Annotated in this window: 11 protein-coding genes; 4 read left to right on the top strand and 7 right to left on the bottom strand. The window is 51.3% G+C overall.

What is annotated here, in order from left to right; genetic code table 11:
• Nucleotides 1-2: 2 nt before the first annotated feature.
• Nucleotides 3-2,294: an acyl-CoA dehydrogenase gene (locus ACJJIP_RS11070; RefSeq protein WP_353056929.1), complete on the bottom strand. Its 2,292-nt coding sequence runs from the start codon at nucleotides 2,292-2,294 to the stop codon at nucleotides 3-5.
• 283 nt (nucleotides 2,295-2,577) lie between these two features.
• On the opposite strand from ACJJIP_RS11070, the gene ACJJIP_RS11075 reads away from it, so the two are divergent.
• A complete protein-coding gene (locus ACJJIP_RS11075) occupies nucleotides 2,578-2,751 on the top strand; it encodes a hypothetical protein (RefSeq protein WP_282950736.1) in 174 nt (57 codons plus the stop codon).
• A 24-nt stretch (nucleotides 2,752-2,775) separates the two neighbouring features.
• On the opposite strand, the gene rraA is transcribed toward ACJJIP_RS11075, so the two are convergent.
• The 3 genes from rraA to ppsA form a co-directional block, all read right to left on the bottom strand.
• Complete coding sequence (rraA, locus tag ACJJIP_RS11080; RefSeq protein ID WP_444901673.1) at nucleotides 2,776-3,255, bottom strand: ribonuclease E activity regulator RraA; 480 nt, start codon at nucleotides 3,253-3,255, stop codon at nucleotides 2,776-2,778.
• Between the two features lie 132 nt (nucleotides 3,256-3,387).
• Entirely contained in the window at nucleotides 3,388-3,957 is a 570-nt protein-coding gene (locus ACJJIP_RS11085; RefSeq protein WP_245556727.1) for a L,D-transpeptidase family protein, read from the bottom strand.
• A gap of 430 nt (nucleotides 3,958-4,387) precedes the next feature.
• Nucleotides 4,388-6,751: a phosphoenolpyruvate synthase gene (gene ppsA / locus ACJJIP_RS11090; protein ID WP_020415231.1), complete on the bottom strand. Its 2,364-nt coding sequence runs from the start codon at nucleotides 6,749-6,751 to the stop codon at nucleotides 4,388-4,390.
• A 204-nt stretch (nucleotides 6,752-6,955) separates the two neighbouring features.
• Between ppsA and ppsR the strand changes: the two genes are divergently transcribed.
• The 3 genes from ppsR to ACJJIP_RS11105 all read left to right on the top strand — a co-directional run bounded on the left by ppsR (nucleotide 6,956) and on the right by ACJJIP_RS11105 (nucleotide 9,651).
• The gene (gene ppsR / locus ACJJIP_RS11095) at nucleotides 6,956-7,783 is read left to right on the top strand and encodes a phosphoenolpyruvate synthetase regulatory kinase/phosphorylase PpsR (RefSeq protein ID WP_020415230.1); all 828 of its coding nucleotides are present in this window, start codon (nucleotides 6,956-6,958) and stop codon (nucleotides 7,781-7,783) included.
• 73 nt (nucleotides 7,784-7,856) lie between these two features.
• Nucleotides 7,857-9,185 carry an aminodeoxychorismate synthase component I gene (gene pabB, locus ACJJIP_RS11100; RefSeq protein WP_444945119.1) on the top strand — a complete coding sequence of 443 codons (1,329 nt, stop codon included), beginning with the start codon at nucleotides 7,857-7,859 and terminating at the stop codon, nucleotides 9,183-9,185.
• A gap of 172 nt (nucleotides 9,186-9,357) precedes the next feature.
• A complete protein-coding gene (locus tag ACJJIP_RS11105) occupies nucleotides 9,358-9,651 on the top strand; it encodes a hypothetical protein (protein WP_020415228.1) in 294 nt (97 codons plus the stop codon).
• A 37-nt stretch (nucleotides 9,652-9,688) separates the two neighbouring features.
• On the opposite strand, the gene cysB is transcribed toward ACJJIP_RS11105, so the two are convergent.
• The 3 genes from cysB to ACJJIP_RS11120 form a co-directional block, all read right to left on the bottom strand.
• Complete coding sequence (gene cysB, locus ACJJIP_RS11110) at nucleotides 9,689-10,660, bottom strand: HTH-type transcriptional regulator CysB (protein ID WP_020415227.1); 972 nt, start codon at nucleotides 10,658-10,660, stop codon at nucleotides 9,689-9,691.
• 208 nt (nucleotides 10,661-10,868) lie between these two features.
• The gene (locus ACJJIP_RS11115; RefSeq protein WP_020415226.1) at nucleotides 10,869-11,771 is read right to left on the bottom strand and encodes a 5'-nucleotidase; all 903 of its coding nucleotides are present in this window, start codon (nucleotides 11,769-11,771) and stop codon (nucleotides 10,869-10,871) included.
• Between the two features lie 527 nt (nucleotides 11,772-12,298).
• Nucleotides 12,299-13,588 (bottom strand): NAD(P)/FAD-dependent oxidoreductase, encoded by a 1,290-nt coding sequence (locus tag ACJJIP_RS11120; protein ID WP_020415224.1) that lies wholly within the window; start codon nucleotides 13,586-13,588, stop codon nucleotides 12,299-12,301.
• Nucleotides 13,589-13,741: the final 153 nt, after the last annotated feature.

The raw sequence follows: 13,741 nt of genomic DNA on the forward strand, positions 1-13,741 counted from the left end.
CGTTATTCTATCTTTCCAGACTCCTCCCCCAAATGCTCAAAGTGGTCGACCTGGATTGCCTTATCCACGGCATCAGCAGCATCACGCAAAGCATCAGCCTCTTCATCACTAATCAAATTACGCTGCAAGCCCTCATCCACACTCTCACGGCTCAGGGTACGCACTCCCCCTTTCTTGAGCTTTTCCCTAGCTCTCTCTGACGCGCAAACTTTTATAAATGCCTGCTCGACAATATCCACCCCATCACCAGGGTTGCCCAGGAATACACCTCTAGTGAGACGATCCCGGGTTTTAGAGGGAGTCAGCAATAATTCCGCGCAAGCATGAGCCTGGCGATCTGATGCGGTATGTACACTGTGTCCCCAGGGCATGGTTAGAAAATGCATCACCTGGCCGAGGAATGGTCGAGGAAAATTCTGAAAAACTTCAAGAAGATTCACCTCTATCTTGTGTAGTCCATCACGCATGGAGTATTCCAACAGGGGTAAATCATCCTTGGGGTTTCCGTCGTCGTAGAAGCGCTTCAAAGTGCAGCTGAGTAAATAGAGCTGGCTGAGAACATCTCCCAAGCGCGAGGAAATCAGTTCTTTTCTTTTCAACTCTCCACCCAGGCTCATCAAAGAAATTTCTGTTACTAAAGTGAGCACTGCCGAATAGCGATTCAATTGTCGATAGTATTTTGCTGCCCCGCCGACATTGCGAGGACTGCTGGCGAAAAGCCCTACTGTCCAGCCATGGAAAAACCCTCGTAACAGAGTCTTTACCTGGAACCACATATGCTTGGGCAATAACTTATCCAGCTGGTCCAAGCCCTCTTCTTCATCTGGATTCTCCGCCGCTAACATTTCATCCAGTAAGTAGGGGTGACAACGAACTGCACCCTGACCAAAAATCATCAGGCTGCGGGTCAGTAGATTTGCACCCTCTACAGTGATCGCTACCGGTACGGCACGGTAGGCATTCCCCAGGTAATTCAGGGGGCCATCCATTATCGCCTTGCCAGCATGGATATCCATTGCATCATTAACTGCATGACGCAATCCAGAGGTGGCATTAGCCTTCATTATGGCTGTAATTACCGCTGGCTTTCGTCCATGGTCAAGGGCTCGGGTTGTGGTTTTATGGGCACTATCGAGCACGAAGGCGATAGAAGCAATCTCTGCCAGGCGTCGCTGTACTCCTTCAAAACGCCCAACTGGCACATTGAACTGTTCTCTAATACGCGCATAGGCACCTGTGGTACGCGCCGCCATCTTGGCCCCGCCAGTAGACAGTGAGGGTAAAGAAATACCGCGCCCTGCAGCCAGGGCACTCATCAGCATTTCCCAACCCTTCCCGACATTTTCCTCGCCACCAATAATCCAATCCATGGGAATAAAAACATCCTTTCCCCAATTAGGTCCGTTCTGGAAAGATTGCATGGCTGGTAAATGACGCTGTCCAATTGTGATTCCGGGAGTATCGGTGGGTACTAGTGCAACGGTAATTCCCAGCGCTTCCTTGTCTCCCAAAATGTGCTCTGGATCGTAGAGTTTGAAAGCTAGTCCCAATACCGTGGCTACCGGTCCCAAGGTAATATACCGCTTGTGCCAGTTCACACGCATGCCGAGGACTTTCTCGCCCTTATACTCCCCATAACAAACCTCACCCCGGTCAACCATGGCTGCAGCATCTGAGCCTGCCTGGGGGCTGGTCAAGGCGAAACATGGGATATCTGTCCCGTCCGCAAGTCGAGGCAGATAATAGTCTTTCTGTTCCTGAGTACCATGGGATAACAGTAATTCTCCCGGGCCCAGGGAATTTGGCACCATCACCGTCACTCCCACACAATTGCTGCGGGTGGAAATTTTGGTGACTATCTCGGCATGTGCTGTGGGGGAGAACCCAAGACCACCGTATTTCTTGGGAATGATAATGCCAAAAAAGCGATTTTTTCTAAGGAAGTCCCAAACATGCTCCGGGATATTGTGATCGACAAAGCTGATCTGCCAGTCATTTACCATTTGGCAGAGTTCTTCTGTGGGGCCATCCAGGAATGCCTTCTCTTCCTCACTCAGCTCTGGCGGCCCCATGTCCAGCAGCTGCTTCCAATCAGGCTTTCCCGATAAAAGTTCGGCATCCCACCAAACCTCACCGGCTTCCATCGCCTCGCGCTCAGTCTCGGAAATTGGCGGAAGAACCCGCTTAATGACTTTGAGAAGAGGCCTGGTAAAGAACTTCTTACGCCATTCACTCATTTTTACCTTCCATACTGGCAGTAACGGCGAAATACCCTGCCATTTCCAACGGGATATCGAGGATTACCAAAGCACAATGATAGGTGACGTTTTCCGCTGGGGAGCCACGCCCTGAGGAAATGGATGACCCGCCGGAGAACGTTGAAAGCAGGGAGGTAAAGATATGCGCCAGCTGACACCATTGTTCAGGAAAGTCTACCTATCCTTCAGTCGCTCTAAACGGGGTGAGCAACCCTGGCAAACAAACAATTCAACAAGTTCCGCGAAAAAAAAGTTCACCAAAAGGATATATATTTGTGCGCCAAAGACCGATAACAAAAAGTAGATTTAGGAAGTTCTTATGGAAGTTATTGTGACAACAACACCTATCAGTGTAGGGCTCGTATTCCCCCAAAACTCCATGCAGACCAGGCCGATAGTCGCTAGGACACGCTCTCCAGTGCAGGCAATTGCCTTTCCCACAGAAAAAGGGCTACACATATCGCCAATCGTTGCCTATAACGCCGCTGTGTAACTTGCTCAATCAGAGAATCTGACTTCAGGTTAGTGACTTACCGGCAATGATAATGCCGTTATTATCAGCATAGAGATATTCTCCAGGGTGGAAGGTAGCGCCGCCAAAAGTAACTGCAAGATCTCTTTCGCCAATACCTTTCTTTTCAGTTTTCATCGGGTGGGTTCCCAGGGCCTGAACACCCAGGTCCAACGCAGATATTTCATCGACATCTCGGATACACCCATACATCACTATCCCTTCCCAGCCATTTGCCACGGCCTTCTCTGCCAACATATCCCCCAAACAGGCTCTACGCATAGAACCTCCCGCATCCACCACCAATACTTTTCCCTGGCCCGGCTCCGTCACCAGTTCACGCACCAATGAGTTATCCTCGAAACACTTAATGGTTACAATTTTTCCACCGAAACGCTCTCGGCCTCCGTAATTTACAAACATCGGCTCAACCACTCGCACCTCGTCGCCATGGGCATCGCACAGATCAGGAGTAGAAATTGGCATCAGCTATCTCACAGTTATTGGGAAAAGAGGAATGATAGCGATACTGGGGCAATGCTGGCAGGGAAACAAAAAAATACCGGGTATCACCACTGTTGATAATACCCGGCCAAGCCTTCGCTGTTACAAATTCATCTAGTGGGTTACCCTAACCGGAGTACCAACACGCACATGCCGATAAAACTTTCTCGCCATATGCGGGGGCATACGCACACAGCCATGGGATGCCGGGTATCTGGGTACACTGCCTGAGGCGTGCAAGCCGATTCCACCATTAAAACGAATATAATTATTCATTCTGGCCCCACGATACACAGTACCTGCAGGACGACGATGCTTACGGGTATTAACATTAGACCGCACTACGCGGCCCGAGCGCCTGTCGACATAACTACCGTAAATCGAAGATCGGTGATAGGGGTGCTTGGAAAGAACGCGGAAGTGTCCAGGGCGTGTGCTATAACCGCGTTTACCTGAGGATATCCTGGATACCCCTACTAACTTGCCACCTTTGTACAAGTAAGCTCGCTGTTCACTTAAATCAATCCTGATTGACGGGCTTCCTCCCCTCGCGGCAGCTCGGTCATCAAACCAGTTACCACCACGTGGCTTCGCTATTGCAGGGGGCACCGCCAACAATGTCAAAAGACATAACATCAGGAAGATGTGCAAAATGGGGATCTTTAATTGTCTGCTTAACTGCATAGCTCACCTCAACAACTTTATCTGCTTTGCTGAAGTGGATGGAAAGGGAAACAGCCCAACCGAATCCACTTTCAAGCTCAACCCGGGGATAATCCCCAATTTGGTGAATCAGTGCTAAAGCAAAATACGCGAATTTTTCCGGTTAACGCGCTGCCTCAGGACTCTTCCGATTCTATTGAGGTAAATACAAAGCCTTAGAATGAATAATTCTCTGGGTGAAAAAGCATAGAGGTTTGAATTTTTTAGGTAGCGTGTGATCTGCAAGTCTCACACAAAGAATACAGGACAAATTTCGAGGATATCGAGAGAAGCAGCAACAGAAGCCTAATTTTTGGCCAGGGGCGCTTTGCGTTTGTGCAAAAAAATTTTAGCCAGGTTTTAGACTGAAAAATAGAAAAGCGGCCCAATAAGGGCCGCATCGGCGAGGAAATTAGGCTTCCTCGTTCGCCAGGAATAGCCAGGTATCTACAGCGGTATCCGGGTTGAGGGAAACACTGTCTATCCCTTCATCCATCAACCAGCGGGCAAAGTCTTTGTGGTCAGAAGGGCCCTGACCGCAAATGCCCACATATTTGCCGGCTTTCTTACAAGCCTGGATAGCGCGGGACAGCAGAGCCTTTACTGCCGGATTGCGCTCATCGAATAGATCAGCCACCAGGCCGGAGTCTCGGTCCAGTCCCAAGGTGAGCTGAGTCAGGTCATTTGAACCGATAGAGAAACCATCGAAATGCTGCAGGAACTCCTCAGCCAGCAGGGCATTTGAAGGCAGCTCACACATCATAATGACTTTGAGTCCACCTTCCCCGCGGCGCAGGCCATTCTCTGCAAGCAGGCCAACAACTTCCTCAGCCTCTTCCGGTGTACGTACGAAGGGCACCATAATTTCAACATTGGTCAGCCCCATCTCATCGCGTACTTTTTTCAATGCGCGACATTCGAGAGCGAAGCATTGGCGGAAATCTTCAGAGCGATAACGGGCAGCACCGCGGAAGCCAAGCATCGGATTTTCTTCACTAGGCTCATACAACTGGCCGCCAACCAGGTGTGCGTATTCATTGGATTTAAAATCTGACAAACGCACAATGACACGGTTAGGCGCGAAAGCAGCGGCCAAGGTGGCGATACCTTCAACCAGCTTCTCAACAATAAAGTCTTCAGGAGAAGCATAGCCACCAATGCGCTCACGGATATTCTGTTGCAGGTCCTCCGGCAGGCTGTCCAGCTCCAGCAGAGCTTTTGGGTGAATGCCGATCATGCGGTTGAGGATGAACTCTAAGCGTGCAAGACCTACGCCCTGATTGGGCAGGTGGCTGAAAGCAAATGCGCGATCCGGGTTGCCTACATTGAGCATAATCTTAAATGGCAGATCCGGCATTTCGGAAACTTCAGTTTCCTCACGCTGGAAATCCAGCTCTCCAGACATAACGAAACCAGTATCCCCCTCAGCACAGGATACGGTCACCGGAGTGCCGCTTTCCAGCAGCTCGGTAGCATTGCCACAGCCGACCACCGCGGGAATACCCAGCTCACGAGCAATAATGGCCGCGTGACAGGTACGGCCGCCACGATTGGTAACGATCGCACTGGCCTTCTTCAGCACTGGCTCCCAGTCTGGATCGGTCATATCCGTCACCAGGACTTCACCATCCTGCATCGCCGCCATATCTTCAACAGACTTCAGCTTACGCACCCGGCCGGCGCCAATGCGCTGGCCAATCGCGCGGCCCTCACACAATACCTCTCCACGCTCCTGCAGGCTGTAACGCTCAATACTGGTACCCTGATCGCGAGAACGAACTGTCTCTGGACGAGCCTGAACAATAAACAACTCACCGGTGTCACCGTCTTTGGCCCACTCGATATCCATCGGCCGACCATAGTGCTCTTCAATCTTGCGAGCTTGCACAGCCAGGCTGGTCAACTCTTCATCATTCAGAGCAAAACGCTGGCGATCTTCTTCTGCCACCTCAACAGTTTTAACAGAACGGCCGCACTCACCACTTTGGTCGTATACCATCTTGATTGCTTTACTACCGCGGTTGCGGCGCAAAATCGCAGGGCGACCAGTATCCAAGGCAGGCTTGTACAGATAAAATTCATCAGGGTTTACCGCACCCTGCACCACTGTCTCGCCCAAACCGAAGGCAGCAGTGATAAAGATTACATCGCGGAAACCGCTCTCTGTATCCAGGGTAAACATTACACCGGCAGCACCAGTTTCACTGCGCACCATGTGCTGAATACCAGCAGACAGGGCTACCCCCACATCCGCATAACCCGTATGTACCCGGTAAGCAATAGCGCGATCGTTATAGAGAGAAGCAAAAACTTCCTTAACCGCCTGCAAAACCGCATCAACTCCGCGGATGTTTAGGAAAGTCTCCTGCTGGCCTGCGAAAGAGGCATCCGGCAAGTCTTCTGCTGTTGCGGAGGAGCGCACAGCGACAGCCGTCTCACCACCGCCCAAAGCCTCGTATCCATCACGAATCTCTTTTTCAAGCTGAGCGGGGAATGGCGTTTGCAGAATCCAGTTCCGAATTTCGTCGCCGGCCTTCGCCAGTTCCACAACATCACCAACGTCCAGCCCTTTCAAACGCTCGGCGATTCGCTGCTCTAACTGTTCGTGGGCGAGGAAAGCCTGGAAGGCCTCCGCGGTAGTTGCAAAGCCGCCCGGTACACTCACGCCGGCACCGGCAAGTGAAGAGATCATCTCACCGAGTGATGCGTTTTTACCGCCGACCTTGTCGACATCGTCCATACCCAGTTTTGCGAAGTCGATGGTGAAGTTCGTCAAGTGAAGCCCCTCTGAAATCAGGTATTAGTGGGCGCTGATTATAAGGATGAGTCTTGTAAAAAATAGCCCGTAAAATACGTTGAAAATGTTGTAAATTTTCTACAAAAATTTCAGTATCACGGAATAAAAGACCTTTTGTCCCACCCCTTTTATACTGGGCGCCTTTTCGCCGCCCGGCAACCTGCCAACAGATAGAGAAGAATCATGGCAAAAGACAAGCGCACCGCTTTTTTCATTTCCGACGGAACCGGTCTCACTGTGGAAGCTATCGGTCACAGCCTTCTGGCCCAGTTCCAGGACCAGCATGTGGAACAGGTAACCCTGCCTTATATCGACTCTAACGAGAAGGTACAGCTAGCACTTCAGCGGATTGAAAAAGCTGCTAAAGAATCGGGCCTCCAACCGATCATTATTACCAGTATCGTTTCTGACCAGATCCGCGATCAGTTACACCAAAGTCCCGCCTTGATGCTGGATGTTTTCGAAAACTACCTGACACCATTAGCCAACCTGTTCGGTAGAGACCCGGCACAGACCGTCAATGTCTCCCACGGCATTGCCGACAACCGCCGCTATAGTGAGCGCATTGATGCGGTGCACTTTGCTATCGACAACGATGATGGACGCAGGGTTAGTGAGTTTGAGCAGGCTGACGTGATACTGCTCGGCGTATCCCGGTCCGGCAAAACGCCCACCTGCTTGTACCTGGCACTGCAGTTTGGGCTACGTGCTGCCAACTACCCCATTACCGAGGAGGACATGGACTCCACCACACTGCCAAAGATTTTGCGCCCTTATCGCCGCAAGTTATTTGGTCTGACCATAGATCCCAAGCGCCTGATGCAAATTAGGCAGGAAAGACGCGCCAATAGCCGCTACGCTTCTAAGGAGCAATGTGAATTCGAAGTGCGCCAAGTGGAGCAGATGTTGCGAAGGGCACAAGTGCCTTTTCTCAATGCCACACAGCTTTCAGTGGAGGAGCTTGCGACGCGCTTAATGTCACAAGCCGGTATCGAACGCAGAATTGACTAAAGAACCACGCGGACTTTTCACGCCGCCACAAAATGTGTAGTGTGCGCCGTCTTCCGGACAGCCATGTTTTGATATGCAAATTGTCTCCCTGCCCTATTCCCTGAACACAGCAGCGGCCTTTGCCGCAGTGGCCGACCTACCCGCACCGGTATGGCTCGACAGTGGCCGACCCATTGGTGGAGGCCGCTATGACATCATCAGCGCCGACCCCCTCAGCACCCTCGAGTTGCATGCAAATAGCCCAGCCCCCTTTTCACAGCTGGATGACTTGACCTGCGAGCTGTGCCCACAGGAGCGGGACTCGCAATTGCCTTTTTGCGGCGGAGTGATCGGCTATGCGGGATATGAACTTGGGGTAGAGGGCAACTATCTTCCATCGGACACCCGCCCTACCGATTTACCGGCAGGCTTTTTTGGTCTCTATGGCTGGGCTTATATCGCAGACCACCAATTAGGCAGCTGCCACCTGGTATTCCACCCAGCCTGCCCACCTCGACAAGTGCAAGAATTGACCGAGCGTTTTAACTCGATAACCTGGGAAAAGCCTTTGAACACGGCGGAGTTCCGCCTGCTGGCCCCATTTGAACATGAGTTCAGCGCTGAGGAATATCGCGCTCGGATTGAACGCATTCTCGAATATATCGCCGCAGGAGATGTCTACCAGGCAAACTTCACGCAAAGGTTTTGCGCCCCCTATGAAGGCGACCCCTTCAGTGCCTACCTGGCCCTACGCACACGGGTCGCGGGTCCCTTTTCTGCCTATATGGAACTAGCTCAGGGAAGCCTACTGAGCATGTCGCCGGAGCGTTTTATCCGCGCAGATGGCGACAGCTTGCGCACAGAACCAATCAAAGGCACTGCTGCCCGGGTTGCCGACCCGCTAGCGGACCAGAGAGCAGCCTTCACCCTGCAGAGGAGCCCCAAGGATCGCGCCGAGAACCTAATGATCGTAGATCTACTCCGCAATGATTTTAGTAAGTTGTGTCGTAAAGGCAGTGTGCGTGTACCAGAGTTGTTTCAGCTAGCCAGCTTCGCGAATGTTCACCACCTCGTTAGTGTTGTTACCGGCGAGATGCCAGAGGACTCTGCTTACAGTGACCTCCTCGCAGCTTGCTTCCCTGGAGGCTCGATTACCGGAGCACCTAAAAGGCGCTCGATGGAAGTCATCCGCGAGCTTGAGTCCAGTCCCCGTGGCATTTATTGCGGTAGCATCGGCTACGTCAGTAGCTGTGGCCGAGCTGACACCAATATTGCTATCCGCACTTTCAGTGCTAGCAATGGGCGCATAACCTGCGCAGCGGGCGGTGGCATTGTCGCAGACTCGGATCCTGCGGCAGAACATCGCGAATGCTTAGCCAAGGTGCGCCTGCTTTTAGATACCACTGAGCAGTTTTTACGCTAATAGGATTATGGGAAGCTGACAATTCCGCGTTTGGCACCAATTCCTGTAGTGAGACTACAGTTTTTGGTTATAGCCCTATCCTGGATCGATATTTCAATGTTATTAGACCTTCTGATAAATTCGTGGTTAATAGCTCCAATTTCGGTGCTTATAACGGATCAAGGAATTTATTGTGAAGATCACACTGGTCAAAAAAGTACTCGCCGATGGCTCTCCCTGCGCCAAGTGCCGCGACGTGCAGGAAAAGCTGGAGGGAAATGATCAGCTCAAGTTTATCGACCAGACGCTGATAGCCGATGTGCGCGACCCACAGAGCGCCGGAATAAAAATCGCCCAGCAATACAAAGTAGAGCGCGCACCCTTTTTTGTCGTTGAGCGGGAAGGCCAGGAAGCGGTGATTTATACCGTTTATTTCAAGTTCGCCAAAGAAGTACTGCAACCAATGATTCAGGTAGAGGCCTCCTAGCCTCTACCTTTAAAGCATGGCCTCTTAAATAGCTGGACTAGTAAACTGGCAGTTCCATGCCAGAAAACAGCGCATCAACCTCTGCACGACTCCCAGCATGTGCCGCTTGATCAACCAGCTCACGGGTTAGATGCGGGGCAAATTGCTGGATAAATTCATACATAAAACCGCGTAGAAAAATTCCTTTTCGGAAACCAATCTTTGTCACGCTGGGTTCAAACAAATTGCTGGCATCCAGCGCTACCAGATCCTCATCCTCTCCATCCACTGCCATATCCGCCACAATACCAATCCCCAAGCCAAGGCGCACATAGGTCTTGATCACATCCGCATCAGCAGCAGTAAATACGACTTTCGGTGACAGTCCTTTTTCCAGAAAGGCCTCATCTAGTTTTGAACGACCAGTGAAGCCGAATACATAAGTCACTATTGGGTACTTTGCAACCTCCTCAAGATCCAGTTTGCTGGCCTGGCACAGGGGGTGGTCTTTCGGCACCAGTACACAGCGATTCCAGCGATAAACCGGCATCATCACTAAATCACTGAACAATTCCAACGCTTCAGTGGCAATTGCAAAATCCGCAGTGCCATCCGCTGCCATTTCTGAAATTTGCATTGGAGTGCCCTGATGCATATGGAGGGACACTTCCGGATAACGGGAAATAAACAGCTTGATAACCGGGGGCAATGCATAGCGAGCCTGGGTGTGAGTGGTGGCAACAGACAGACTGCCCTTCTTGTCATTACTAAACTCTTGCGCAACCTGCTTGATATTCTCAACCTTGCGCATGATTTCGCCGGCCGTCTTAAGAATTGCCTCACCAGCAGGGGTGACCCTTGTAAGGTGCTTGCCGCTGCGAGCGAAGATTTCGACACCTAACTCATCTTCAAGCAAGCGGATCTGTTTACTGATACCCGGCTGAGAAGTGTAGAGACTCTGCGCAGTAGCAGAAACGTTGAGATCGTGATGCGCCACTTCCCAGATATATCGCAACTGCTGCAGCTTCATAGGTCCTCCCTTACTATCAATCACCCCGCCCCAGAACGAGCGCAACCCTGACAGATAAATTGTTTGTTATAAAAAACACATTGAGTTATGCGCGAAAAGAATAGCAGCGAATTAGAGCCCGGGCCAACAGACAGATGAATATCCGGTGAAGAGGAGCTAGTGTCAATCGACTTTGAGAGATAAATCCCATTCTGGCGGGATTCTTTGATCAGGCTTCAGCATTGGCAATACCGTGGGGCACATGTCCCGTGGCAACATGCTCCGCGGCTGAGGCACAATGTGTCGGCTGATCATCAAAAAAGACATCGGCCCCAAAAGCACGCAGGAACTCGCCTTTTGGCAACCCACCCAGAAACACCGACTCATCTACACGAATATTCCAGGCCCGCAGGGTGCGAATCACTCGCTCATGAGCCGGCGCAGATCGCGCAGTAACCAAGGCAGTACGAATAGGACAGGAATCCAGGCCGAATTCCGACTGGAGCTTTTGCAGGGCCTCAAGGAACCCTTTAAATGGACCCCCGCCAAGTGGTTCCTGGGCTGAAGCCCGCTCCGCCTTCGCAAAAGCGGCAAGGCCATCGCGCTTATAAATTCTCTCAGCCTCATCAGAAAAAATAACGGCGTCGCCATCAAATGCAAAACGCAGCACGTCATCCCGATACTCGCGACTCCCACCTGCCACCAAGGTAGCCGCAGCCACCCCCTGCTCCAGTGCACGCTGGACATCCAGCCCATCTGTAGACAGAAACAGATTACAGCCAAAGGGGCCGATATAGCGGTAAGGGCTCTCGCCATTACAAAAAGCTGCACGGGTAATATCCAAACCATAGTGCTCGATGGAGTTAAACACCCTCAAGCCGGTATCAGCACTGTTGCGGGAAAGTAATATCACTTCAACCCGGGGCTCTCCCTCTAGCAGCTCATTAATCTTTAAAAACTTCTCAACAAGAGGAAAAGCGTCTCCCTTATCCAGCACATCGTTCTCCCGGTCAATCTGGTAACGGGAAAAGGCTTGCAACCCCTGCTCCTCAAATACCTGGTGGCTCTCACCCAGGTTAAACAATGCACGCGAAGAAATTGCAATTACCAACTTATCGGGTCGAGCATCCATCAAGGCCCCTCCACATACTCATGCCCAGCGGGCCTTTTGTTGCCATACCACTTTTCCAGCAGGGCACCCAGCACCCGCCGTAAATCTTCCAGAGTACACTTAGACATACCTCTTGGCTCGCCACCAGCAATTGGGCATCGCTAACTTCCAAAACAAACTTTAGAAGACCGTTCAACTCATTCGGTGGGCATGCAGCCTCTATACGCTGATAAATTTCCACCAAATGACCGATAAACAGCCCGCCGCGCCGCCAATCCAACTCATAGGATTGAGCTCCATCCCGCATAACTTAAGCCTGCAATGGAGTGTCTCATGATTATTGAAAAAAACAATGCTAGGGAGAGCCTACGGAAACCCCCATTACAAGCACAGCCAGAGTTAGAGACATAGACCGATCTCTTCGGGAGTCGAGATGTATACAGGGGCATTTCACGAGCAGAAGACTATAGAGATATCCACCAAGGAGATAATTGTCCTGGTCATCCTCGCTGGTGGCAAGACAAGGCTCCGAAATGCCGAGGTAGCAACTACCGCCCAAACCTATCCATCATACTGTGATAGAACATACCCAACACAAGCCCCGGCCAACGTAACAGGGTGCCGCCAGGAAAGGTATCTGTTGGTATCCTGGCCATAATATCGAAGCGCTCTTCGATCCCAGCAATTGCCTCAGCAAGGACCTTACCTGCAAACGTAGCCGTGGGGACCCCATGCCCGGAATACCCCTGACTGTAATAAATATGGGGTTCCAGCCTGCCCATGTGTGGCATGCGGTTCAAAGTAATTGCCAAAGCCCCTCCCCAGCCATACTCAATGTGAGTCCTCTCCAGCTGCGGATATACCTTCAGCATGTTTTTACGCACAAACTTGCGAATATCAGCTGGGAAGCGAGTCGTGTAATTCTCACCACCGCCAAAGATCAAGCGGTTATCGCCTGAGAGCTTCCAGTAATTGATAACAAAAAGCGTGTCCTGTACCGCGTGATCGTTGGCAATCAACTCTTGTGCCTGTGAATCGGGCAAAGGCTCGGTGGCGATTACAAAGTTATTGATAGGCATTATCTTGCCTGCCATGCGCGGTTCGAGTTTACCTAAGTAAGCATTACAAGCCAGCACCACATTGCGTGACCTGACTCGCCCCTTGGCAGTTACGATCTCACAGGGACTTCCACCTCGATAACGCAGCACTCTGCTGTGTTCAAAAAGTTTTACCCCCATCCCAACACAGGCCGCTGCCAACCCCAGTGCATAGTTTAGTGGGTGCAGGTGCAACGAATCGCTATCAATTTGAGCTCCGAGATAACGCGTGGAGCCAACCAGCTCCTGTACTTCCTGCTCATCCGCGTATCGCACCCCCTGGTAGCCATAGCGATCCCGCAACAGCTCCGCTTCCTTACGCAGATAGTTATCATGACTGGGCTTGGCTGCCAGGTGCATAATGCCGCGTTTGAGATCACAGGGGATATTATGCTTAACAATTAACCGCTCAACTAGTTGCACCGCCTCGATACTGAACTTCCAGAGCCGGGCCGCAATATCGGCGCCAAACATTTCCTCCAGATCACTTTGGCAGCGGCGTTGGCCCACCCCAACATGACCACCATTTCTCCCAGAAGCGCCCCAGGATATTCGCTCAGCTTCAAGCACCGCAACCTTATAGCCTCTCTCAGCCAAGTGCAGTGCCGTAGATAGACCGGTGTATCCAGCGCCAATCACACAGACATCCGCCTCTATATCCCCATTTAGCAAGGGGTATTCGAGAGCCATATTGGCACTCGCAGCGTAGTACGATTCTGTATGTCCACTCAGCACTTTCATTAAAATAATTCCCTGAGCTGATAAGAGCGCCCGAAAAGCACTAACTTATAAGATTAGCAACAACACACTCCTGAATACTAACTCAGGCTTTTTGTCACAATCATAGTCAACCCTACACATTAATCTGCAGCGCCCTTTCCCCAGCCCTCGCTC

This window comes from Microbulbifer variabilis (assembly GCF_052467165.1).

Excerpts from the sequence above, each read along its gene's own strand:
- cysB (WP_020415227.1), bottom strand. The coding sequence starts at position 10,660 with ATGAAGCTGCAGCAGTTGCGATATATCTGGGAAGTGGCGCATCACGAT.
- ACJJIP_RS11085 (WP_245556727.1), bottom strand. The coding sequence starts at position 3,957 with ATGCAGTTAAGCAGACAATTAAAGATCCCCATTTTGCACATCTTCCTG.
- ACJJIP_RS11115 (WP_020415226.1), bottom strand. The coding sequence starts at position 11,771 with ATGGATGCTCGACCCGATAAGTTGGTAATTGCAATTTCTTCGCGTGCA.
- ACJJIP_RS11120 (WP_020415224.1), bottom strand. The coding sequence starts at position 13,588 with ATGAAAGTGCTGAGTGGACATACAGAATCGTACTACGCTGCGAGTGCC.
- rraA (WP_444901673.1), bottom strand. The coding sequence starts at position 3,255 with ATGCCAATTTCTACTCCTGATCTGTGCGATGCCCATGGCGACGAGGTG.
- ACJJIP_RS11075 (WP_282950736.1), top strand. The coding sequence starts at position 2,578 with ATGGAAGTTATTGTGACAACAACACCTATCAGTGTAGGGCTCGTATTC.
- pabB (WP_444945119.1), top strand. The coding sequence starts at position 7,857 with ATGCAAATTGTCTCCCTGCCCTATTCCCTGAACACAGCAGCGGCCTTT.
- ppsR (WP_020415230.1), top strand. The coding sequence starts at position 6,956 with ATGGCAAAAGACAAGCGCACCGCTTTTTTCATTTCCGACGGAACCGGT.